A 21767-nucleotide genomic window follows, 5' to 3' on the forward strand; every position below is an offset into this window, starting at 1 on the left:
CGTCACACCTCGTTGGAGTTCCCCGCGAGGGGAACGCTGTTGCTGTCCTGCCGATTCTTCCCGGCCAGGCTGGATGGAACCCGAGTGGAGCCCGTCACGCCGTCGGGCGTGGCCGGCGCGGCACCGGCGTCGGGGTGGTCACCGGGGTGGTTCCCGTGAGCCGCGTCGTGGTCGGCGGGGTCCTCAGGGTCGTCGCCGTCGTCGTAGGCGTCCTCGTCGAGATCCTCGCCGTCCGCCTCGAGCCGGCGCTGATGGTCGTCCGCGACGAGCCGCCACCACAGGTAGATGGCGAAGCCGGCGAACACGACCCACTCGACCGCGTAGAAGATGTTCAGCCAGTTCACCGACGTGCCGGTGGGCTGAGCCGTGGTGACGATGGGACGCATCGTCGCTCCCGACGCCCGTGCGCCGACCTCGGTACCGCCCCGTGTCTCCGTGTCCGCCGTGACGAAGCCGGACCACATGGGCCGCTGCCACCGGTTGACCAGCTGCGCGGTCGCGAGGGCGCCGACCTGGTCCGACGGGCCGGTGGTGCCGGACGCCGGCGCTTCGGTGGGCAGCAGGCGGCCGGTGATCGCGACGGTGCCGGACGGCGTCGAGCCCGCGGTGGCCGGGTCGGCCACCCAGCCGCGCGCCACCGGGATGACCGCGGCGGCACCCTTCCAGTCGCTGACGGCCGGTGCGCCCTGCACCTCGAACGGCTCCACGACCCAGTAGCCGCGGTCCCCGTTGCTCAGCCGACCGGTGACGAACACGCGTGCGCCGGGCAGATAGCGCCCGGTCAGGCTCACCCGGTGGTCCACCTCCGTGGTCAGCAGTTCCCGCCCGGCCGGGGCGACGGAGAGGAGCGGCCGCACCTGCTCGGTCTGCGCGGGTGGCGGCGCCCCGGACTCGCTGGACCGGGAGAACTGCCACTGGCTGAGCAGGACGAACACGGTGGAGACCGCCAGCGCGAGCAGGAGAGCCGCGATCCACCGCGGCTTCAGGGCGGTCCGAAGCACGGATCAACCCTAGCTGGCCGCCGTCACCGGACCCAACCGGCGCCCGCTCGCCCCGGGTTGGAACGGCCGCCCGGGTGCGGGCGATCGGGGGGTCGGCTCAGGCCGCACGGCAACCCCTCCGGGGTCGCTCAGACCTCGGGAGGGAACCAGAACGTGGAGTTGACCAACTCGGCGATCACCTCGGGGTCGTACGCCCGGCGCAGGGACTCCCGGACGTTGGGCTGCGCCATGGACCGGGCGATGCCGGCGAGCACCTCGAGGTGCAGGCTGAGCGAGCCGGCGGGCGTGCCGAGCAGCAGGATGATGTCCGCCGGGCCGTCGGCCGAGCCGAAGTCGACCCGCTGCCCGAACGTCGTGATGCCGACCGCGAGGCTGGCCTGCGTGACCGCCTCGCTGCGGGCGTGCGGGAGCCCGACGCCGCCGGGCAGCCCGGTGGCCATCTGGTGCTCCCGCGCGCCCACGGCGGCGGTGAATGCGTCCCGGTCGGTGACCCGGCCGGCGGCGACGAGCAGGTCCGTCAGCTGGCCGACGGCGTCGGCCCGGTCGACGGCCGAGAGGTCGAGCAGCACGAGGTCCGCGCGCGTGAGCCCCTCGTCGTAGAGGCGCAGCGTGTCGAGCTCGGCAGGCGTCGGACGGATGTCCGGCTGCTCCTGTCCGGGCTCGCTCACGGTCGTCGTCCCGCCGGTCGGGTCATCGGGTCAGTTCGCCGAGACGATGTCCGCGACCCGGATGCGCTCGGCGTCGGCCGTCGCGTCGTCCGGCTGCTCCTGGCTGATCCGCTCGGCCTTGACGCGGGCCAGGTACACCTCGACCTCGTGGTCGCGCTGCTCGGGCGTCCAGCCCAGCGGCCCGGCCATCAGATCGGCGACGACGGGGGCGGCGGAGTCGCCGCGGTCCCACGCCTCGATCGAGATGCGGGTGCGGCGGGTCAGCACGTCCTCGACGTGCCGGGCGCCCTCGTGGGTCACCGCGTACACGACCTCGGCGGCCAGGTAGTCGTCCGCGCCGGGCAGCGGCTCCCCGAGCTCGGGATTCTCGGCGATCATCGCCAGCAGGTGCCGCGACATCGAACCGTAGCGCTGCAGGAGGTGCTCGACGCGGGCCACGTGCACGCCCGAGAGCTCGGAGGTGCGGCCGCGCCGGTTCCACGCGGCCTGGTAGCCGTCGGCGCCGAGCAGGGTGATCGTCTCGGTGACGCTCTCGGGCACCCGCTCGTCGAGCGCGCGCACGGCCTCGTCGACGGCGTCCTTGCCCATCACGCGGTACGTGGTCCACTTGCCGCCGGCGACGACGACGAGGCCGGGCACGGGGTGCGCGACGACGTGCTCGCGGGAGAGCTTGGCGGTCGAGTCGCTCTCGCCGGCCAGCAGCGGCCGCAGCCCGGCGTACACGCCCTCGACGTCCTCCCGGGTCAGCGGGCGGACGAGCACCTTGTTGACGTGCTCGAGGATGTAGTCGATGTCGGCGCTGGTCGCGGCGGGGTGCGCCTTGTCCAGGTTCCAGTCGGTGTCGGTGGTGCCGATGATCCAGTGCCGGCCCCACGGGATGACGAAGAGCACGGACTTCTCGGTGCGCAGGATCAGGCCCACGGTCGACTGGAAGCGGTCGCGCGGGACGACGAGGTGCACGCCCTTGGAGGCGCGGACCTTCATCTGGCCGCGGTCGGTGACGAGGGCCTGGGTGTCGTCCGTCCACACGCCCGTGGCGTTGATGACCTGCTTGGCGCGGACGTCGTACACCTCGCCGCTCTCGTGGTCCTTCACCTTGGCGCCGACGACGCGCTCGCCCTCGCGCAGGAAGTCGATCACGCTGGTCCGGTTGACCACCTTGGCGCCGTAGTGCGCGGCGGTGCGGATGATGTTGGTGACCATCCGCGCGTCGTCGACCTGGCCGTCGTAGTACCGGATCGAGCCGACCATGGCGTCCTGCTTCAGGCTCGGCGCCGCCCGCAGGGTGGCCCGGCGGGAGAGGTGCTTGTGGATCGGCAGGCCGCGGCCGTGCGAACCGGAGACGCTCATCGCGTCGTACAGCGCGATGCCGGCGCCCACGTAGGGGCGCTCGATGAACCGCTGGTGCAGGGGGTAGAGGAACGGCACGGGCCGCACCAGGTGGGGGGCGATGCGGGTCAGCAGCAGCCCGCGCTCCTTGAGGGCCTCGTTGACGAGGGCGAAGTCGAGCATCTCCAGGTAGCGCAGGCCGCCGTGGATCAGCTTGGACGAACGCGATGAGGTGCCCGAGGCCCAGTCGCGCGCCTCGACCAGCCCGACGTCGAGTCCGCGGGTGACCGCGTCCAGGGCGGCACCGGCGCCGACCACGCCTCCCCCGACCACCAGGATGTCCAGTTCCTGGTGCTGCTCGGTCGTGGACTTGAGCGCCGCCACCGCGTGGTCGCGGTACTGCGGGCTCAGGTCGCCGCTCGCCTCGGTGAAGTCAGCCATGGTCGTCCTCGTCCTTCCGTGGGGATTGCCGTCTGACTCCATTCTGTCCCCATCGGAACCGCCACCGCGAGCCCGTCCGCTCTCAGCCGACCGTGGGGACGGGCGCCACGACGACGTCGCAGCGCTGGAACTCCTTCAGGTCCGAGTAGCCGGTGGTGGCCATGGTCCGCCGCAGCGCTCCCATGAGGTTCGACGAGCCATCCGAGTGCCGGGCCGGTCCGTGCAGGATCTCCTCCATGGGCCCGACGATGTCCAGGTGCACCCGCTCACCGCGCGGCAGTTCCGCGTGGTGCGCCTCGGGGCCCCAGTGCCAGCCGGCGCCCGGCGCCTCCTCGGCCCGGGCGAGGGTGCTGCCGAGCATGACGGCGTCGGCGCCCATCGCGATGGCCTTGACGATGTCCCCGCTCGTGCCCAGGCCCCCGTCGGCGATGACGTGCACGTACCGGCCGCCGGACTCGTCGAGGTAGTCCTTGCGGGCGGCGGCCACGTCCGCGATGGCGGTCGCCATCGGCGCGTGGATGCCCAGCGCCCGGCGGGTGGTGGCGCTGGCGCCGCCGCCGAAGCCGACGAGGACCCCGGCCGCGCCCGTGCGCATCAGGTGCAGGGCCGGCGTGTAGCCCGCGGCACCGCCGACGATGACCGGCACGTCGAGTTCGTAGATGAACTGCTTGAGGTTCAGCGGCTCGCGGCTGGTCGAGACGTGCTCGGCCGAGACCGTGGTGCCGCGGATGACGAAGATGTCGACGCCGGCGTCGACGACGGTGCGGTAGAAGTCCTGCGTGCGCTGCGGCGTCAGGGAGCCGGCCACCGTGACCCCGGCCCGGCGGATCTCCGCGAGCCGGGACGCGATCAGCTCGGCCTGGATGGGCGCGGCGTAGAGCTCCTGCATCCGGCGGATGGTGGCCGGGTTGGACCGGCCACCGCGAAGCTCGGCGATCTCGGCGAGCACCGGCTGCGGGTCCTCGTACCGGGTCCACAGGCCCTCGAGGTTGAGCACCCCGAGGCCGCCGAGCCGGCCCAGCTCGATGGCCGTCGCGGGCGACATGACCGAGTCCATGGGCGCCCCGAGCACCGGGATGTCGAGCGTGTACGCGTCGATCTGCCACGAGAGCGAGACGTCCTGCGGGTCGCGGGTACGGCGGGACGGGACCACCGCCACGTCGTCGAGCGCGTACGCCCGTTGACCGCGTTTGGACAGGCCGATCTCGATCTGGGGATTCACCGGACCACCCTATCGCGCCGCGTCAGCGCGCCGGCCGGGGCCCCGGAGGCCTCACTTGCTGTAGTTCGGCGCCTCGACCGTCATCATGATGTCGTGCGGGTGGGACTCCTTCAGACCCGCCGGGGTGATCCGGACGAACTGACCGCGCGCCTTCAGCTGCGCGACGTCGTGGGCGCCGACGTAGAACATCGTCTGCCGCAGGCCGCCGACGAGCTGGTGGCTGACGGCCGAGAGCGGGCCGCGGTAGGGCACCTGGCCCTCGATGCCCTCGGGGATCAGCTTCTCGTCGTCGGGCACGTCCGCCTGGAAGTAGCGGTCCTTCGAGTACGAGGTGTTCTTGCCGCGCGTCTGCATGGCCCCGAGCGAGCCCATCCCGCGGTACGTCTTGAACTGCTTGCCGTTGACGAACACGAGGTCACCGGGGGCCTCGTCGCAGCCGGCCAGCAGGGAGCCGATCATCACGGTGTCGGCACCGGCGACGAGGGCCTTGCCGATGTCGCCGGAGTACTGCAGGCCGCCGTCGGCGATCAGCGGGACGCCGGCCGGGCGGGTCGCCTTGGCGGACTCGTGGATGGCGGTGATCTGGGGGACGCCGACGCCGGCGACGACGCGGGTGGTGCAGATGGAGCCCGGCCCGACGCCGACCTTGACGGCGTCCGCGCCGGCGTCGACGATGGCCTGCGCACCGGCCCGGGTCGCCGCCTGGCCGCCGATGATGTCGACGTGCGCGGAGGCGGGGTCCTTCTTCAGCCGGGCGATGATGTCGAGCACGCCCTGGCTGTGCCCGTTGGCGGTGTCGACGAACAGGGCGTCCACGCCGGCCTCGACCATGGTCATGGCCCGCTCGTAGCCGTCGCCGAAGAAGCCGACGGCGGCACCGACGCGCAGCCGGCCCTCGTCGTCCTTCGTGGCCAGCGGGTACTCCTCGGCCTTGGTGAAGTCCTTGACGGTGATCAGGCCCTGCAGGATGCCGGCGTCGTCGACGAGCGGGAGCTTCTCGATCTTGTTCTTCGCCAGCAGCGCGTGGGCGTCGTCGCGGCTGATGCCGGGGTGGCCGGTGACCAGCGGCATGGCCGTCATCACCTCGCGCACGGACCGGCTGGCGATCTCGGCGCGGGAGAGGTAGCGGGTGTCGCGGTTGGTGATGATGCCGAGCAGGGTGCCGGCCTCGTCGACGACGGGCAGGCCGGAGACGCGGTAGTACGCGCACAGCCGGTCCAGCTCGAGCAGCGTCGCCTCGGGGCCGATGGTGACGGGCCGGGTGATCATGCCGGATTCGCTGCGCTTGACCCGGTCGACGTGCTCGGCCTGGTCCGCGATCGAGAGGTTCCGGTGGATGACGCCGAGGCCGCCCTGGCGGGCCATGGCGATCGCCATCCGCGACTCGGTGACCGTGTCCATCGCCGCGGAGAGCAGCGGGGTGGCGACGGTGATGCGGCGGGAGAGCCGGGAGGAGGTGTCCGCCTCGGAGGGGATGACGTCGGTCGCGCCGGGCAGCAGCAGGACGTCGTCGTAGGTCAGGCCGATCAGCCCGAACGGATCGTGCTGGTCCACCGTCTCGTTCTCGTCCGCCATGCTCGCCTTCTCGTGATCGCGTGGGCCGCCGAGGATGACCCGGCTCGGCCCGGACAGGTTGGGGTTTGCCGACCATCCTATGCCGCCGGGCAGGGCCCGGCAGGCGTCGGTGACCGATCTCACCGGCCCCCTTGACGCCCGTCACACGGCGGATCTATCGTCCTTTTTATCAACATTACCGTTGATCAAATGATTCATTGATCGCCGGGCTTGAGCCCAGGTGCCGACGGAGGTGACGGCGATGCCGCGACGCGAGGCGGAGCATGCCACCGAGGCCTGGCTGGACCAGGCCTTCCTGGCGCTGGCCGACCCGGTCCGCCGCGCCATCGTCGCCCGCCTCAGCCGTGGTCCGGCCACGGTGAACGACCTGGCCGAGCCGCATCCCATCACCAAGCAGGCCGTCTCCCGGCACATCGGCGTCCTCGAGCACGCCGGACTGGTCAGCCGCACCCGCGACGCGCAGCGCCGCCCGGTGCACCTGGAACCGGAACGCCTCGAGCGCCTCACCGCATGGATCGACCGCTACCGGCTGGTCCACGAGACGCGGTATCGAGCCCTCGACGAGGTGCTCGACGCCGCACCCGAGCCGGAGGACGCTCCCCCGGCACCCCACCGCTCACCCGAGGAGTGATCATGAGCAACGCCCTGACCGTCGAGGCCCCCGAGGGTCTGCCCTTCATCGACACCACCCGGGAGTTCGACGCCCCCGTGGCCGCCGTCTTCCGCGCCCACGCCGACCCCGCGCTCGTCGCGCGGTGGATGGGCCCGCACGGCTACACCATGGACGTCGGAGCCTGGGACTTCCGCAGCGGCGGCGCGTGGAGCTTCGTGCATCGCAATCCCGCCGGCGAGACGTTCGGCTTCCGCGGGACGTTCCACACGGTGCGCGAGAACGAGTTCGCCGTCCAGACCTTCGAGTTCGAGGGGGTGCCCGACGTCGTGAGCATCGAGTCGATGACGTTCGAAGCGCTCCCGGCGGAGCCGGGAGGAGATGAGCCGGACGGAGCGGGCCGATGCCGGCTGCGTGGCCACGCTGTCTACCCCAGCGTGGAAGCGCGGGACGGGATGCTCGCCTCCGGCATGGAGACCGGCATGCGCGAGGGCTACGACCGGCTCGAGGAACTGGTCGTGGACACGGAGGCGTCCTCGGCCTGACCGTCCGCCGGGCGCGGTCGCGCCGCCGCGGCACGGAAAGGCCCCGGCGCGGGCCCGCACACGACGAGGCCCCGCGGACCGAACGGTCCGCGGGGCCTCGTGCGACGAACTCAGCCCGAGTCAGGCCTCAGCTCAGTGCTGGTGCCCGTCCTCGTCGTCCTCCGGCTTGTCCACCACGAGGGTCTCGGTGGTGAGCACGAGGGAGGCGATCGAGGCCGCGTTCTGCAGCGCCGAGCGGGTGACCTTGACCGGGTCGATGACGCCGGCGGCCAGCAGGTTGCCGTACTCGCCGGTCGCGGCGTTGAAGCCCTCGCCCGGGTTCAGCTCGCCGACCCGCGAGACGACGACGTAGCCGTCGTGCCCGGCGTTCTCGGCGATCCAGCGCAGCGGCTGGGCCACGGCGCGGCGGACCAGGCCGATCGCGGTCGCGGCGTCACCCTCGAGCTTCTGCACGGTCGGGTCCTCGTCGAGGGCCTTCGCGGCGTGGATGAGGGCGGTGCCGCCACCGGCGACGATGCCCTCCTCCAGGGCGGCACGCGTCGAGGAGATCGCGTCCTCGATGCGGTGCTTCTTCTCCTTCAGCTCCACCTCGGTGGCGGCGCCGACCTTGATCACGGAGATACCACCGGCCAGCTTGGCGAGACGCTCCTGCAGCTTCTCGCGATCCCAGTCGGAGTCGGTCCGCTCGATCTCGGAACGGATCTGCGCGACGCGACCGGCGACGTCGTCGCTCGAGCCGGCGCCGTCGACGATGGTCGTGTTGTCCTTCGTCACGGTGATCCGGCGGGCGGTGCCGAGCACCTCGAGGCCGACCTGGTCCAGCTTCAGGCCGAGGTCCGGGGACACGACCTGCGCGCCCGTGAGGGTCGCGATGTCCTGGAGCATGGCCTTGCGGCGGTCACCGAAGCCCGGCGCCTTGACGGCGACGACGTTCAGGGTGCCGCGGATCTTGTTCACCACGAGGGTGGACAGGGCCTCGCCCTCGATGTCCTCCGCGATGATGAACAGCGGCTTCGACGAACCGAGGGCCTTCTCCAGCAGCGGCAGGAACTCCGCCAGGTTGGAGATCTTGCCCTGGTTGATCAGGATCAGCGCGTCCTCGAGGACAGCCTCCTGCCGGTCCGCGTCGGTGACGAAGTACGGGGACAGGTAGCCCTTGTCGAACTGCATGCCCTCGGTCACGACCAGCTCGGTCTGCGTCGTCGAGGACTCCTCGACGGTGATGACGCCGTCCTTGCCGACCTTCTCGAACGCCTCGGCGAGCAGCTCGCCGATCTGCCGGTCCTGCGCGGAGATGGTGGCCACGTGCGCCACCTCGTTGCCCTCGATGTCGCGGGCGTTCTCCTTGAGGCGGTTCGCGACGGCCTCGACGGCCACCTCGATGCCGCGCTTGAGGGCGCCCGGGGCGGCGCCGGCCGCGACGTTGCGCAGGCCCTCCTTGACCAGGGCCTGGGCCAGCACGGTCGCGGTGGTGGTGCCGTCACCGGCGACGTCGTTGGTCTTGGTGGCCACCTCCTTGGCGAGCTGGGCACCCATGTTCTCGTACGGGTCGTCCAGCTCGACCTCACGGGCGATGGTCACGCCGTCGTTCGTGATGGTCGGGGCGCCCCACTTCTTGTCGAGCACGACGTTGCGGCCGCGGGGGCCCAGGGTGACCTTGACGGTGTCGGCGAGCTTGTCGACACCGGCCTCCAGCGCCTTGCGGGCGGCGTCGTTGAACTGCAGTTGCTTGGCCATGCGGCTCTCCTCTCAACGCATGAACACCCCGGCTGCGCACGGACGGCGAGCCGGGGTGTTCACGGGGTGCTTACTTGGTGACGATCGCGAGGACGTCGCGGGCGGAAAGGACCAGGTACTCGGCGCCCCCGGCCTTGACCTCGGTTCCGCCGTACTTCGAGTAGAGGACGACGTCACCCTCGGCGACGTCGACGGGCACGCGGGTGCCGTTGTCGGTCACGCGGCCGGGGCCCACGGCGACGACCTTGCCCTCCTGGGGCTTCTCCTTGGCGGTGTCCGGGATGACCAGGCCGGAAGCGGTGGTCTGCTCGGCTTCGAGCGGCTGGACGACGATGCGATCCTCGAGGGGCTTGATGGAGACCGACACGCGGCACTCTCCTTCGCTAGTGGGCTGATACCTGCGCGAGCCCACGGACGTGGGCGCGCGCGCTGATTCCTGCCCTCGGTCAGATACCGGCCGTCGTCGCGGGTGCCGGCGGCACCGAGCCTGAGGGTCAGCACTCTCACGCGGAGAGTGCCAGAAACGACTCTAGGCAGCCGCTGGCACTCGGTCAAGGCGAGTGCCAGCGATGTGTCCGCCCGCGTCCCCCCGCGTCTCCGTGCTCGATACGCTGGATCGCATGGCCACACCTGATCCCGGTTCCCCGTCGGCCATCGCCCCGCTCCTCACGCCCGCCGGGTGGGAGCTGCTGAACCGGGTGGGCCGCTACGACGAGAAGCAGGCGCTGACGCTGAACGAGTCGCTGCGCCGCGAGGGGTACGCGCCCGAGCTGGTCGCGGCGGTGCTGAGCCAGGCCCGGCTGCGGGCCCGTGCCGCGGACAAGTTCGGCGAGTTCGCCTCCACCATGCTCTTCACGCCCGACGGGCTCGAGCAGGCGACGCGCCTCTCCGTCGCCGCCCTGCACGCCCAGCGGTACGTCACGGCGGACCTGCGGCGGGTCGCAGACCTGGGCTGCGGCATCGGCGCCGACGCCATGGCGCTGGCCGCCCTGGACCGGGAGGTCACCGCCGTCGAGCAGGACGAGACGACCGCCGCCGTGGCGACCCTCAACCTCATGCCGTGGCCGAACGCGCGGGTCGTGCAGGCGGACGCGACGGCCGTGGACCTCACCGACGTCGACGGCGTGTGGCTCGACCCCGCCCGGCGGACCGGGCACACCACCCGTACCGGCGGTGCGTCGCGCCGACTGTTCGACCCCGAGTCCTTCTCCCCGCCGTTCTCGTTCGTCGAGTCCCTCGCCGCGGCCGGCACCCCGGTGGGCGTCAAGCTCGGTCCGGGACTGGCGCACGAGTCCGTCCCCGCCGAGGCCGAGGCCCAGTGGGTCAGCGTCGACGGTGGGGTGGCCGAGGTGGCCCTCTGGTTCGGGCCGCTGCGCCGCGACGGCGTCGCCCGTGCCGCCGTCGTGCTGCCCGCCCACGGCGCCCCCGCCGAGCTGACCAGTCCGGAGCCGTTCGCCCCCGACGCGTTCGACGGTGAGGTGGGCCCGGTCGGGCGGTACGTGATCGAGCCCGACGGCGCCGTCATCCGTGCGGGCCTGGTCACCGATCTGGCGCGGCGTCTGGGCGCCCACCAGCTCAACGACCAGATCGCCTACCTCAGCGCCGACACCCACGTGCCGACGCCCTTCGCCCGGGCCTACACGGTGCGGGAGGTGCTGCCCTTCCACCTCAAGACCCTGCGCGCCTGGGTGCGGGAGCACCAGGTCGGGACGCTCGAGATCAAGAAGCGCGGCATCGCGCAGACGCCCGAGCAGGTGCGACGCGAACTGGCGCCCAAGGGCCCCGGACGGGCGACGCTGATCCTCACCCGGCTCGGCGCCACGGAGAAGCGCGTCGCGATCGTCGCCGACCCCGTCCCCCGCTGACGGCGTCCGGTCGCGTCCGGTCGGATCTGGTCGGAGGACCGCGCAGCGGCCGGTCCGAAGCGGTCGGAAGGCTGCTGTGAGTGTGCAGGTGCACGACGAATTCGCGAACTCGTTGTCATCATGCGGGGGGACGAGGGGCGTTCGACGCGCCTAGAGTGACCGGGTGCACACCGAGAGCAACATCCGCGGTCACCGCGACGACCGCGACCTCCCGTCGGGGACCGGGTCACTGCGCGTCGTCGGGGTGCAGCACGCGCCGATCCCGGCCGCCCCGGACCGCCCCCGCCCCGCCGACCGGCTCGACGCCTTCGCCGCCGAACTGGACGCCGTGCTCGCGCAGGTACCCGACGCCGACCTCGTCGTCTTCCCCGAACTGCACCTCGTGGGCGTCCTCGACCTGCCCGAGGACGACCGGGTGCCCACCCTCCAGGCCGCCGCCGTCCCGCTGACCGACCCCGTCGTCGCCGCGCTCGGCGCCCTCGCCGCCGCCCGCGGCGTCGGGCTCGCGCCCGGCAGCATCTGCGAGCGCGGCGAGAACGGCGAGCTGTTCAACACGTCGCTGCTGTTCGCTCCGGACGGCACCCTGACCGCCACGTACCGCAAGATCTTCCCGTGGCGCCCGTTCGAGCCCTACACCCCCGGCGACCGGTTCGTCGTGGGTGAGCTGCCCCTGCCGGACGGCGGCGCCACCCGCGCCGGCCTGTCCATCTGCTATGACGCGTGGTTCCCGGAGCACGCGCGGCACCTGGCGTGGCTCGGGGCGGACCTCGTGCTCAACGTCGTCCAGACCACGACGCCCGATCGGGCTCAGGAGCTCGTCCTCGCCCGTGCGAACGCGATCGTCAACCAGACCTTCGTCGTCAGCGTGAACACGGCCGGCCCGCACGGCGCCGGCCGCAGCATCGTCGTCGACCCGGAGGGCGCGGTCCTTGCGCAGGCCCAGGACGAGCACGACGCCGTGCTGGTGGCCGAGCTCGACCTGACCGCCGTCCCCCGGGTGCGCGAGACGGGCACCGCGGGCACCAACCGGATGTGGGCCCAGTTCCTGCCCACCGACCCGGCGCTGGCGCTGCCGATGTACGGGGGCCGCATCCATCCGGAGCACTGGACCCCCGGGTCCGCCCCGCCGCCTGCTCCCTGACCCCTCCCCACCGATTCCTCCCCCGTCCTCTCGTTCCCCGGAGTCCCCATGTCCTCTCCCGCATCGCCCTCGCCCTCCACGCCGTCCGACACCACCACCGGCACCGCCCCCGGTGCTGCCTCCGGTTCAGGTGAGAGCCCGCACCTGAACCGCACCCTGCACCTGCACTCGCTCGTCCTCTTCGGGCTGGCCTACCTGGCCCCGATGATCGTCCTCGGCATCTTCGGCGTCATCGCGGAGGAGACCGGCGGCGCCTCGACCGCCGCGTACCTGCTCGCGCTGGTCGCGATGCTGTTCACGGCCAACAGCTACGGCCGCATGGCCCGCGCCATCCCCGGCGCCGGGTCGGCCTACACCTACGTGCGGCGGACCATCGATTCCCGGATCGGCTTCCTGGTCGGCTGGGGCACGATGCTGGACTACATCTTCCTGCCGATGGTCATCTGGCTGATCGGCGCCTCGTACCTGCAGGCGCAGTTCCCCGCGGTGCCGGGCTGGATCTGGATCGTCGTGTACATCCTCGTGACGTCCGTGCTCAACGTGATCGGCATCCGCGTCGCGGACCGCGTCAACTTCGTGCTCATGGTGTTCCAGCTGCTCGTCATCGTCGTGTTCGTCGCGCTCTCGGCCGCCAGCGTCCTCGGCGGCCAGGGCACCGGCAGCCTGATCAGCGCGAGCCCCTTCACCGGCGAGCACTCCTCGCTCGCGCAGATCTCCGCCGGTGCGGCCGTCGCCGCCTACTCGTTCCTCGGCTTCGACGCGGTCACGACCCTCTCGGAGGAGACCGTCGAGCCGCGGAAGACGGTGCCGCGCGCCATCCTGCTCGTCGCCCTCATCGGTGGCGGCATCTTCCTCGTCGTCACCTACGCGACCCAGCTCGTGCACCCGGGCGGCACCTTCACCGACGCGGATTCCGCCGCCTTCGACATCGCCAAGACCATCGGCGGCAACCTGTTCAGCGCGATCTTCCTCGCCGGCCTCGTCATCGCCCAGTTCACCTCCGGGCTCGCGGCGCAGGCCTCCGGCTCCCGCCTGATGTTCGCGATGGGCCGTGACGGGGTGCTGCCGCACCGCTTCTTCGGCCGCGTGCACCCGCGCTTCCAGACCCCGTGGCTGAGCATCCTGGCCATCGGCGTCATCGGGCTGATCGCGATGTTCCTCGACGTCGCGACCTCGACGTCCTTCGTCAACTTCGGAGCGTTCGTCGCGTTCGGCATGGTCAACCTCTCGGTGATCGTGCGCGCCGTGCGGGTGCGCCGCACGGGTGAGCCGGTCAACGTCGTGCTCGACCTGGTGTTCCCCGCGATCGGCTTCCTCGTCATCGCCTACCTGCTCACCCAGCTGGACAGCAACGCGCTGACCCTGGGCGGGATCTGGCTCGTCGTCGGGATGATCGTCCTGACGATCATCACCCGCGGCTTCCGCCGGCAGCCGCCCGAGGTGGCCGCCGAGGAGTTCTGAGCCGCCGGACGACGGCGTCCCGGCCACCGGACGGTGGCCGGGACGCCCTAGACTGACGGTCCGGCGGCATCGCCGGGTTCCCCGTCCTCTCCCGTCCCCTGGAGCAGCTCCATGCGCATCGACTTCGCCCGGTCCGAGCAGTCCACCCTCGGGGTCGAGTGGGAGATCGGCCTGGTGGACGCGACGACGGGCGAACTGGTCTCCCGGGCGGACGAGGTGCTCGACGCCGTCCACCGGGAGGATCCCCGCTGGGCCGCCGACGACGACCACCCGCACATCGCCCGCGAGCTGCTGCTGAACACCGTCGAGCTCGTCACCGACGTGTGCCACACCGTCCGCGAGGCGACCGACGACCTCTCCCGGTCGCTCGCCACCGTCCGGGCGGCCACCGACCCGATGGGCATCGAGCTGTTCTCCGCCGGCACCCATCCATTCAGCCACTCGGGCAGCCAGCCGGTGACCAACAAGGAGCGGTACGCCAAGCTGATCGACCGCACCCAGTGGTGGGGTCGGCAGATGCTCATCTACGGCGTCCACGTGCACGTCGGCCTGGACCACCGGGACAAGGCGCTGCCGGTCGTGGACGGACTGGTCAACTACTTCCCCCACCTGCAGGCCCTCTCGGCGTCGTCGCCGTTCTGGGACGGCGAGGACACCGGGTACGCGTCGCAGCGAGCGCTGATCTTCCAGCAGTTGCCCGCCGCGGGCCTGCCGTACCACTTCGACGACTGGACCGAGTACGAGCACTACGCCGGGGACATGTTCACCACCGGGGTCATCGACGTGCTCAACGAGATCCGGTGGGACGTGCGCCCCTCCCCCACGCTCGGCACCGTCGAGATGCGCATCTGCGACGGCGTCTCCTCGCTGCGCGAGGTCGGCGCCATCGCGGCCCTGACCCAGTGCCTCGTCACGGAGTTCTCCGACACCCTCGACGGCGGCGGCTCGATCCCGGTGATGCCGCCGTGGCACCGCTCGGAGAACAAGTGGCGGGCGGCCCGGTACGGGCTCGAAGCCATCATCATCCTGGGCGCCGACTCCCGCGAGCGCCTCGTCACCGACGAGCTGATGAACACGATCAACCGGCTCGAGCCGATCGCGGACCGGCTGGGCTGCCGGGACGAGCTCGCCGGCGTCGAGGACATCATCCGCGACGGCGCCGGTTACCAGCGCCAGCGGCGGGTGGCCGAGGAGCATGGTGGGGACCTGCGCGCCGTCGTGCTCGACGCGGTCGGGCGGATGCGCGAACCGCTGCGCTGAGCTCCCGGGCGGCGTTCTGTCGTTCCCCGATCTGGCGGCGTCAGTCATCGGCGATGCGGGCGACGGCGGTCGCGACGCTCGCCTCGTCCGGCCCCACGCCGAGGGCCCGGTGGATCGTCATCCCCTCGATCAGGGCATCGAGCCGGCGCGTCGTCTCCGGGGGGAAGTGCCGTTCGAGTGCCTCGCGGCTGCTCGTCATCCAGGCGTCCGTCAGCGCCCGGAAGTCAGGGCGGCGTGCGGCCAGCGTGTAGAGCTCGAGGGTGAGGACGAGGTCCCGCTGGTCGGCGAAGACGCCGCGCACGATGAGGTCGACGACGGCCTGCCGAGCCTGCTCCGGCGTCGTCGCCGCGCTCATCCGCTCCCGGAAGCGCTGGGCGACCTGGTCCGCGTGACGAGTGAAGGCGGCACGCAGCAGGTCGTCCATCCCGTCGAAGTGATAGGTCATCGACCCCAGGGGCACGTCCGCCGCGGCGGCCACCTTCCGGTGCGAGGTCCCGGCGACGCCGTCGGCGGCGATGACCGTCAGGCACGCGTCGATGATGTGGTCCCGCCGGTCGGGGTCGTGCCGTCGCGTGCGGACTCCTCCCCCGGTACCGCCGGTCGCCTCTCGTGTCATGTGTACGATCGTACACAAGAGCGGTACGATCGTGCCCATGTCGTCCGCTCCCCCCGTCGCGCCGCCCACCGCCGAGCTGCGGCACGCCCGGTTCGCCGTCGCCGCGCTGTTCCTCACCAACGGCGCCCTCTTCGCCAACCTGATCCCCCGCTACCCGGGCATCAAGAGCGCCCTCGGTGCGGACAACGCCGTCTACGGGCTGGCCGTCGCCGCCTTCCCCACCGGTGCGATCGTCGCCGGGCTGGCCGCCGCACCGGTCATCCGCCGGCTCGGCTCGGCCCGCACCGCGGTGGTCGGCACGGTACTGACCGCACTCGGCGCCGTCGCCGCCGCCTCGGGGCCCTCCCTGCCGGTCTTCGCCATCACCCTGTTCCTCGCCGGCGCCGCGGACGCGATCACCGACGTCGGGCAGAACACGCACGGGCTGCGGGTGCAGCGCGAGTACGGGCGGTCGATCATCAACTCCTTCCACGCCATCTGGTCGATCGGCGCGGTGCTGGGCGGGTCGATGGCGGCCGGGGCCATCGCGCTCGGCCTGCCCGCACCCGTGCACCTGGCGATCGCCGCGGCGCTGTTCTCGATCGTGGCGCTCGTCGCGGCCCGCTTCTGCCTGCCCGGCCACGACATCGACGCGGCGGCCGCGAGCGGCACCGGACTCGCCGCCGGTGCGCGGCCACGGCCCTCGCTCCGGCTCGTCCTGATCATCGCCGCGCTCGTGCTCGTCGCGATGTCCGGGACGCTCGTCGAGGATGCCGGTTCGACGTGGGGCGCCCTCTACCTGCACGCGAGCCTGGGCGCCCCGGCCGCCGTGGCCGCCGCCGGGTTCGTCGCTCTCGTCGGCGCCCAGTTCATCGGGCGGATGCTCGGGGACCGGCTGGTCGACCGGTTCGGGCAGCGGGCCGTCGCCCGCGCCGGCGGTGCCGTGACCGCCGTGGGCATGGGCGTGGCGCTGCTCGTCCCGTCGGTGCCGGGCACCATCGCCGGTTTCGCCGCAGCCGGCCTCGGCGTCGCGACCCTCGTGCCCGCCGCGATGCACGAGGCGGACGAACTGCCCGGCCTGCGGGCGGGCACGGGCCTGACCGTGGTGTCGTGGCTGATGCGCCTGGGCTTCCTGCTCTCCCCGCCGATCGTGGGGCTCGTGGCCGATCACGCGGGCCTGCGGGTCGGGCTCCTGGTCGTGCCGCTCGCCGGGATCGTGGCGTTCGTGCTCGCGAGCGCGCTCAGCGACCGACGGCGCCCGGCTGCTGCGGTGCCGGCGCGGGCCTGACCGGCACGCGCGTCGACCCGACGTCATGACCGGGGCGGCGTGGATCGAGACCCGTCAGTCGCCGGGCCGGTCGATCCGGAACAGGGCGCAGGTCGTGTTGTAGTACCGGCCGGTGACGCCCGCGTCCGTCATCCCGATCCGGCGGGCGACGCGCTGGGACGCGGCGTTGTCGGGGTGCGTGACGGCGAGGACCCGCGGCAGCCCGTGGTCGAAGGCGTGGGCCAGAACCCGGATCGCTGACTCCGCCGCATAGCCGTGACCCCACGCGCCGGGGTGCAGGTGCCAGCCGATCTCCGTGTCGCCCGACGGGGTCAGCGCGTCGTCGGCGCCCTCGCGGGCGGCGGAGGCGGGCAGGTCCTTGAGCAGGATCGTCCCGAACCGCTGTCCGGTGGTGGCGTCGGCGACGGCCCAGATGCCGTGCACCGGGTGGTCCTCGTGGGCGTGGGCGTACCGCTCGGCGCGGGCGACGGCCTCGGATCGGTCGGTGCTCACGCGAGGGAACCGGCCGATGAAGCGCTGCACCTCCCACCGCGCGTACATGTCGGCGAGGAAGTCCACGTCGGCGTCGTCGGTGGTCCAGCGCCGCAGCAGCAGCCGGTCGGTGTGCAGCTCCTCCATCGGGAGGCCTCCTGTCCTGCCCTCAGGCGAGGGAGATCTCGCTGACCGGCTGGGACGAGTCGGCGCCGAAGCCGGTGCCGCTCGGGGCGACGCCGGCGGCCACGAGCTGAGCGCCGAGCGCGGCGACCATGGCGCCGTTGTCGGTGCACAGCCGCAGGGGCGGCACGGTCAGCTCGATGCCGGCTTCGGCGCAGCGCTGCGCGGTCAGCGCCCGCAGCCGGGAATTCGCGGCGACGCCGCCGCCGAGCAGCAGGGAGGTGATGCCGTGTTCCCGGCAGGCGAGCACGGCCTTGCGGGTGATGACGTCGGCCACCGCCTCCTGGAAGGACGCGGCGACGTCGGCCACGGGTACCGTCTCGCCGCGGGCGGTGAAGCCCTCGACGACGCGGGCCACCGCGGTCTTGAGGCCGGAGAAGGAGAAGTCGTACCGGTGGGAGCCGGGTGCCTCCGTGGAGCCGAGGTACTTGGGCGCGGTCAGACCGCGGGGGAAGGCGAAGGCGCGGGGGTCCCCGTCGGCCGCGGCGGCGTCGATCGCCGGACCGCCCGGGTAGGCGAGGCCGAGGATGCGGGCCACCTTGTCGTAGGCCTCGCCGGCGGCGTCGTCGAGCGTCGCGCCGAGCAGCTCGACGTCGGAGGCGATCGAGCGGACCCGCAGGATCTCGGTGTGGCCGCCCGAGACGAGCAGGGCGCCCAGATTCTCGGGCAACGGGTTCTCGTTCTCGCTGCCCGCGGCGCTGTCGCTTGTCTCCCCGTCCAGCAGTCCGACGCCGACGTGCGCCACCAGGTGGTTGACCGCGTAGAGCGGCTTGCCGGTGGCCAGCGCCAGCGCCTTGGCCGCGCTGACGCCGACCATCAGCGCCCCGGAGAGGCCCGGGCCGGAGGTGACGGCGATGGCGTCGACGTCGGCCAGCCCGACGCCGGCGGTGTCGAGCGCGGCGCGGAGGGTGGGCAGCATGGCGTCCAGGTGGGCGCGCGAGGCGATCTCGGGGATGACGCCGCCGAACCGCACGTGCTCGTCCATCGAGGAGGAGACGGCGTTGGCGAGCAGCCGGGTGCCGGAGACGACGCCGACACCGGTCTCGTCGCACGAGGACTCGATGCCGAGGACCAGGGGTCCGGTGCTCATGCGGTGCCTCCTCGCGGGGTGTCGTCGGTGGCGCCGTCGTCGGCGTGGCCGTTCCCGTCGGATCTCGCGGGCGCGGAGAGCTGCTTGCGCATGATCAGCGCGTCGACGCCGTCGCGGTAGTACCGGGGCCGCACGTGGATCTGTTCGAATCCGAACCGGAGGTAGAGGGCCTGCGCGCGGGGGTTGTCGCGGCGGACCTCGAGCAGCACGTCGTCGGCGCCGCGGCGGGTGGCCTCGTCGATCAGTGCGGTGAGCAGGGCGCTGCCGATACCGCGGCCCTCGTGCGCGGGCTCGACGGCGATGGTCTGCACGTCCGCGATCGGCAGCACGCACATCAGCCCGGCGTACCCCACGATCCGCGGCCCACGCGGCGTGAAGATCTCGGCCACGAGGTACCGGCGGGTGTCCGTCTGGGCGAGCTCGTCGCGGAACATCTGGGCGGGCCAGGCGTCGATCGGGAACAGGCTCAGCTCGAGGGCGTGCACCGTGTCGAGGTCCGCCGCCGTCATGTCACGCAGGGTCGCCGTCTCGTAGGGCACAGCCCTGTCCGGCGCAGCCCTGTCCGGCACAGCCCTGTCCGGCGTCATGCCCGCACCCCTGGCCCGAGCGCCGACTTGCGGGCGGCGGGAACCTTCGCATCGGACTCGCGCAGGTAGAGCGGCGCGGTGTCCGTCAGCCCGGCGGCCGCGGGGTCGCCCCCGGCACGGGCGAGGGCGGCGAGCGCGACGGCACCGACGGCGGTCGCGTGCGGCAGCAGGTCGGGGTGGTGGGCGGTCCCGGCCAGCCGGTCGGCGTACAGGCCGGCTCCGGCGCCGAACACGGGCAGGGCCGGCAGGGTGTCGGGGGCGCCGACGTGCGGGCCGTCGACGAGTTCGACGGCGCCATCGGCGCCACCGATGCCGCCGGTGCCGTCGGCCGCGACCCGGGCGTGGGCCCAGTACAGCTCGCGGCGGCGCGCGTCGGTGGCGACGAGGAACTCGCCGGTCGCTCCGGCGTCGGCGGCCTGGGCGGCGAGGGCGTGCAGGCTCCCGACGCCCCAGCAGGGCACGTCCCAGGCGAAGGCGAGGGTGCGGGCGGTCATGATGCCGGCGCGCAGCCCGGTGAAGGGGCCGGGACCGGTGCCGACGACGACGGCGTCGGGCCGGGTGGCGGTGCTCGTCCCGGGCAGGCGGGCCAGGAGGCCGGCGACGGCGGGAGTGAGCTGTTCGGCGTGGTGCCGGGTGTCGGCGGTGGACCACTCGGAGAGCACGGATCCGGTGCCGTCCAGCAGAGCGGCGGAGGCACCCGCGGAGGTGTCCAGACTCAGCAACAGCACCCCGACAGTGTACGCGCGTGCCCGGCCCTCCCCTGCCGCGGTCTCCCGCCGGCCCGCCGGCGCCCGCGGCCCGTCAGACCCCGGGGCCCCTCGAGAGCGCCGGCCCGTCAGAGCTCGCCGAGATCCCGCTCGCACCAGGCCGGGCCGTAGGCGACGGCGGTGATGGTGCGCGGCTCCTCGTCCTCGGCGGCGTCGTCGTCACCCTCCCCGGGAGAGCCGTGCCCGAGCGCGCCGGCCGCGGACCCGACCTCGCGGTCGAGCGTGATGACGAGCCGGGACTCGCTGAGCTCCTCGGCCATGCCCTCGCCCCACTCGATCACGGTGACGGCGTCGTCGAGGCTCGAGTCGAGGTCCAGATCCGCGAGCTCCGCGGCGGAGCCGAGCCGGTAGGCGTCGACGTGCACGAGCTCCGGGCCGCCGGGTCGCGGGCCCGACGCGAGGTTCGGGTGGATGCGCACGAGCACGAACGTCGGCGAGATGATGCCCGGCCGCACGCCCAGGCCCTCGCCGAGGCCCTGGGTGAAGGTGGTCTTGCCGGCGCCGAGCCCGCCGCTGAGCAGCAGCACGTCCCCGGCCTGCAGGGACCGGCCGATCCGCCGGGCGAGGGCCTGTGTCTGGCCGGCCGAGGCGGTGACCCAGCTGCGGGTCCAGACCGGCGCGCTCACCGGGCGGTACCGCTGTCGCGGTAGACGCGGGGCACGCGGGTGCCGATGCGGGTGACCACCTCGTAGTTGATGGTCTGCGCCGCCTCGGCCCACTCCTCGACCGCGGGCGCCCCCGTCGCGGGGTCGCCGAACAGGACGGCGTCGGTGCCGAGCAGTGCGTCCGGGTCCGTCGGTACCGGGTCGACGAGGTCGACGACGAACTGGTCCATCGCGATGCGCCCGGCCACGGTGTGCCGCTGCCCGTCGATGGTCACCGGTGCGTCCGCGGCGATCCGCGGCACGCCGTCCGCGTACCCGACGGGCACGAGCGCGAGGGTCGAGGCCGCCTCGGTGCGGTAGCGCAGCCCGTAGGAGATGCCCTGCCCGGCGGGCACGTGCTTGATGTTGGCGATCGCGGCACGCAGCGTCATCGCCGGCGTCAGCCCGAGCTCGGCGGCGGTGATACCCGCCAGCGGGGAGAGGCCGTAGATGGACACCCCGGCGCGGACCAGGTCGAAGTGCGTCTCGGGCCGCGTGAGAATGGCCGGCGAGTTGGCCAGGTGGCGCACCTCGAGCCGGGCTCCGGCGTCCTCGGCAACGGCGACGGCGGCCCGGAAGGCGGCCACCTGGGCGTCGGTCTCGGGCCGGACGGGCTCGTCGGCGACGGCGAGGTGGGAGAACACCCCGACGAAGCGCACCCGGCCGGCCGCCTCGTGGTCGAGGGCCGCGCGGACGAGCACCGGCCACTGCTCGGCGGTGCAGCCGTTCCGACCCAGTCCGGTGTCGATCTTCAGGTGGACGCGAGCGGGACGGCCGGCCGCCTCCGCGGCGGCGGCGATCGGCTCGAGCTCCCAGCCGGAGACGCCGAGGTCGACGTCCGCGTCGACGGCCGCAGCGAAGTCGGTGGCGGGCGTGTGCAGCCAGGCGAGCAGCGGGGCGTCGATCCCGGCGCGGCGCAGCACGAGGGCCTCGGAGACGTGGGCGACGCCGAGCCAGTCGGCTCCGGCCTCGAGTGCGGCGGTGGCGACCGGCAGCATCCCGTGGCCGTACGCGTCGGCCTTGACGACTGCCATCAGTGCGGCGGGGGCGACCCGGCTGCGCAGGATCCGGACGTTGTGCCGGATGGCGGCGAGGTCGACGACGGCGGAGCGTTCGGCCGCCCGGGGGTCGACCGGCGCGCCGGCGTCGGCGTTCAAGAAGTCGGCCGGGGCGTCGGCGGAGGAGATGGTGGTGGCGGCGTCAGCTGCGGTGTCGGTCCGGTCGGTCACGCCCGCCATTGTCCCATCCCCACCCCGGCCGCCCGTCAGGAGCGGGCTCGACGGCCGG

Annotated in this window: 21 protein-coding genes; 7 read left to right on the forward strand and 14 right to left on the reverse strand. The window is 72.9% G+C overall.

All coding sequences use genetic code 11. From position 1 onward, the window contains the following. Positions 1-2: 2 nt before the first annotated feature. The 5 genes from V6N00_RS00900 to guaB form a co-directional block, all read right to left on the reverse strand. Positions 3-1001, reverse strand: a complete 999-nt coding sequence (locus tag V6N00_RS00900; protein WP_334230207.1) for an SURF1 family protein — start codon at positions 999-1001, stop codon at positions 3-5. Between the two features lie 128 nt (positions 1002-1129). After that, positions 1130-1669 (reverse strand): PTS sugar transporter subunit IIA, encoded by a 540-nt coding sequence (locus tag V6N00_RS00905; RefSeq protein WP_416385001.1) that lies wholly within the window; start codon positions 1667-1669, stop codon positions 1130-1132. Positions 1670-1699: 30 nt separating this feature from the next. Continuing rightward, complete coding sequence (locus V6N00_RS00910) at positions 1700-3439, reverse strand: glycerol-3-phosphate dehydrogenase/oxidase (RefSeq protein ID WP_334230208.1); 1740 nt, start codon at positions 3437-3439, stop codon at positions 1700-1702. A gap of 82 nt (positions 3440-3521) precedes the next feature. Further along, a complete protein-coding gene (locus V6N00_RS00915; protein WP_334230209.1) occupies positions 3522-4661 on the reverse strand; it encodes a GuaB3 family IMP dehydrogenase-related protein in 1140 nt (379 codons plus the stop codon). Positions 4662-4712: 51 nt separating this feature from the next. Further along, positions 4713-6236 (reverse strand): IMP dehydrogenase, encoded by a 1524-nt coding sequence (gene guaB / locus V6N00_RS00920; RefSeq protein WP_334230210.1) that lies wholly within the window; start codon positions 6234-6236, stop codon positions 4713-4715. Between the two features lie 241 nt (positions 6237-6477). Here guaB and V6N00_RS00925 point away from each other — a divergent pair, with 241 nt between their 5' ends. Further along, a complete protein-coding gene (locus V6N00_RS00925) occupies positions 6478-6867 on the forward strand; it encodes an ArsR/SmtB family transcription factor (protein WP_334230211.1) in 390 nt (129 codons plus the stop codon). Positions 6868-6869: 2 nt separating this feature from the next. After that, positions 6870-7391: an SRPBCC family protein gene (locus tag V6N00_RS00930; RefSeq protein WP_334230212.1), complete on the forward strand. Its 522-nt coding sequence runs from the start codon at positions 6870-6872 to the stop codon at positions 7389-7391. 132 nt (positions 7392-7523) lie between these two features. Here the strand turns inward: V6N00_RS00930 and groL are convergent, their stop codons facing one another. Both groL and groES read right to left on the reverse strand, forming a co-directional pair. Next, the gene (groL, locus tag V6N00_RS00935) at positions 7524-9128 is read right to left on the reverse strand and encodes a chaperonin GroEL (RefSeq protein WP_334230213.1); all 1605 of its coding nucleotides are present in this window, start codon (positions 9126-9128) and stop codon (positions 7524-7526) included. Between the two features lie 70 nt (positions 9129-9198). Then, positions 9199-9495 carry a co-chaperone GroES gene (groES, locus tag V6N00_RS00940; RefSeq protein WP_334230214.1) on the reverse strand — a complete coding sequence of 99 codons (297 nt, stop codon included), beginning with the start codon at positions 9493-9495 and terminating at the stop codon, positions 9199-9201. Positions 9496-9748: 253 nt separating this feature from the next. On the opposite strand from groES, the gene V6N00_RS00945 reads away from it, so the two are divergent. From V6N00_RS00945 to V6N00_RS00960, 4 genes are all read left to right on the forward strand, one after another. Then, positions 9749-10993, forward strand: a complete 1245-nt coding sequence (locus V6N00_RS00945) for a class I SAM-dependent methyltransferase (RefSeq protein ID WP_334230215.1) — start codon at positions 9749-9751, stop codon at positions 10991-10993. Positions 10994-11156: 163 nt separating this feature from the next. Beyond that, the gene (locus tag V6N00_RS00950) at positions 11157-12134 is read left to right on the forward strand and encodes a carbon-nitrogen hydrolase family protein (protein ID WP_334230216.1); all 978 of its coding nucleotides are present in this window, start codon (positions 11157-11159) and stop codon (positions 12132-12134) included. 48 nt (positions 12135-12182) lie between these two features. After that, on the forward strand, positions 12183-13595 hold the full coding sequence (locus V6N00_RS00955; RefSeq protein ID WP_334230217.1) for an APC family permease: 1413 nt from the start codon (positions 12183-12185) through the stop codon (positions 13593-13595). Positions 13596-13706: 111 nt separating this feature from the next. Further along, a complete protein-coding gene (locus V6N00_RS00960) occupies positions 13707-14855 on the forward strand; it encodes a glutamate--cysteine ligase (protein WP_334230218.1) in 1149 nt (382 codons plus the stop codon). Between the two features lie 40 nt (positions 14856-14895). On the opposite strand, the gene V6N00_RS00965 is transcribed toward V6N00_RS00960, so the two are convergent. Further along, positions 14896-15471 carry a TetR/AcrR family transcriptional regulator gene (locus V6N00_RS00965; RefSeq protein ID WP_334230219.1) on the reverse strand — a complete coding sequence of 192 codons (576 nt, stop codon included), beginning with the start codon at positions 15469-15471 and terminating at the stop codon, positions 14896-14898. Between the two features lie 37 nt (positions 15472-15508). On the opposite strand from V6N00_RS00965, the gene V6N00_RS00970 reads away from it, so the two are divergent. Beyond that, positions 15509-16738 carry an MFS transporter gene (locus tag V6N00_RS00970; RefSeq protein ID WP_334230220.1) on the forward strand — a complete coding sequence of 410 codons (1230 nt, stop codon included), beginning with the start codon at positions 15509-15511 and terminating at the stop codon, positions 16736-16738. A 54-nt stretch (positions 16739-16792) separates the two neighbouring features. Here V6N00_RS00970 and V6N00_RS00975 read toward each other — a convergent pair whose 3' ends face one another. The 6 genes from V6N00_RS00975 to alr all read right to left on the reverse strand — a co-directional run bounded on the left by V6N00_RS00975 (position 16793) and on the right by alr (position 21637). Further along, positions 16793-17356, reverse strand: coding sequence for a GNAT family N-acetyltransferase (locus V6N00_RS00975; protein WP_334230221.1), 564 nt, complete (start codon positions 17354-17356; stop codon positions 16793-16795). 22 nt (positions 17357-17378) lie between these two features. Beyond that, positions 17379-18482, reverse strand: a complete 1104-nt coding sequence (tsaD, locus tag V6N00_RS00980; protein WP_334230222.1) for a tRNA (adenosine(37)-N6)-threonylcarbamoyltransferase complex transferase subunit TsaD — start codon at positions 18480-18482, stop codon at positions 17379-17381. Then, positions 18479-18991 carry a ribosomal protein S18-alanine N-acetyltransferase gene (rimI, locus tag V6N00_RS00985; protein ID WP_334230723.1) on the reverse strand — a complete coding sequence of 171 codons (513 nt, stop codon included), beginning with the start codon at positions 18989-18991 and terminating at the stop codon, positions 18479-18481. Before rimI ends, tsaD begins: the two co-directional genes overlap by 4 nt. A 74-nt stretch (positions 18992-19065) precedes the next feature. Next, positions 19066-19797: a tRNA (adenosine(37)-N6)-threonylcarbamoyltransferase complex dimerization subunit type 1 TsaB gene (gene tsaB, locus V6N00_RS00990; RefSeq protein ID WP_334230223.1), complete on the reverse strand. Its 732-nt coding sequence runs from the start codon at positions 19795-19797 to the stop codon at positions 19066-19068. A 107-nt stretch (positions 19798-19904) separates the two neighbouring features. Further along, the gene (gene tsaE, locus V6N00_RS00995) at positions 19905-20462 is read right to left on the reverse strand and encodes a tRNA (adenosine(37)-N6)-threonylcarbamoyltransferase complex ATPase subunit type 1 TsaE (protein WP_334230224.1); all 558 of its coding nucleotides are present in this window, start codon (positions 20460-20462) and stop codon (positions 19905-19907) included. Next, complete coding sequence (gene alr / locus V6N00_RS01000; RefSeq protein WP_334230724.1) at positions 20459-21637, reverse strand: alanine racemase; 1179 nt, start codon at positions 21635-21637, stop codon at positions 20459-20461. The genes tsaE and alr overlap by 4 nt, the downstream gene beginning before the upstream one ends. Positions 21638-21767: the final 130 nt, after the last annotated feature.

This window comes from Tersicoccus mangrovi (assembly GCF_036881825.1).
Lineage (GTDB): Bacteria > Actinomycetota > Actinomycetes > Actinomycetales > Micrococcaceae > Tersicoccus > Tersicoccus mangrovi.

Bases quoted from the DNA above. Each gene is read 5' to 3' on its own strand.
- V6N00_RS00910 (WP_334230208.1), bottom strand. From the start codon at position 3,439: ATGGCTGACTTCACCGAGGCGAGCGGCGACCTGAGCCCGCAGTACCGC.
- guaB (WP_334230210.1), bottom strand. From the start codon at position 6,236: ATGGCGGACGAGAACGAGACGGTGGACCAGCACGATCCGTTCGGGCTG.
- V6N00_RS00925 (WP_334230211.1), top strand. From the start codon at position 6,478: ATGCCGCGACGCGAGGCGGAGCATGCCACCGAGGCCTGGCTGGACCAG.
- V6N00_RS00930 (WP_334230212.1), top strand. From the start codon at position 6,870: ATGAGCAACGCCCTGACCGTCGAGGCCCCCGAGGGTCTGCCCTTCATC.
- groL (WP_334230213.1), bottom strand. From the start codon at position 9,128: ATGGCCAAGCAACTGCAGTTCAACGACGCCGCCCGCAAGGCGCTGGAG.
- V6N00_RS00945 (WP_334230215.1), top strand. From the start codon at position 9,749: ATGGCCACACCTGATCCCGGTTCCCCGTCGGCCATCGCCCCGCTCCTC.
- V6N00_RS00955 (WP_334230217.1), top strand. From the start codon at position 12,183: ATGTCCTCTCCCGCATCGCCCTCGCCCTCCACGCCGTCCGACACCACC.
- V6N00_RS00960 (WP_334230218.1), top strand. From the start codon at position 13,707: ATGCGCATCGACTTCGCCCGGTCCGAGCAGTCCACCCTCGGGGTCGAG.
- V6N00_RS00965 (WP_334230219.1), bottom strand. From the start codon at position 15,471: ATGACACGAGAGGCGACCGGCGGTACCGGGGGAGGAGTCCGCACGCGA.
- V6N00_RS00970 (WP_334230220.1), top strand. From the start codon at position 15,509: ATGTCGTCCGCTCCCCCCGTCGCGCCGCCCACCGCCGAGCTGCGGCAC.
- V6N00_RS00975 (WP_334230221.1), bottom strand. From the start codon at position 17,356: ATGGAGGAGCTGCACACCGACCGGCTGCTGCTGCGGCGCTGGACCACC.
- tsaD (WP_334230222.1), bottom strand. From the start codon at position 18,482: ATGAGCACCGGACCCCTGGTCCTCGGCATCGAGTCCTCGTGCGACGAG.
- rimI (WP_334230723.1), bottom strand. From the start codon at position 18,991: ATGACGGCGGCGGACCTCGACACGGTGCACGCCCTCGAGCTGAGCCTG.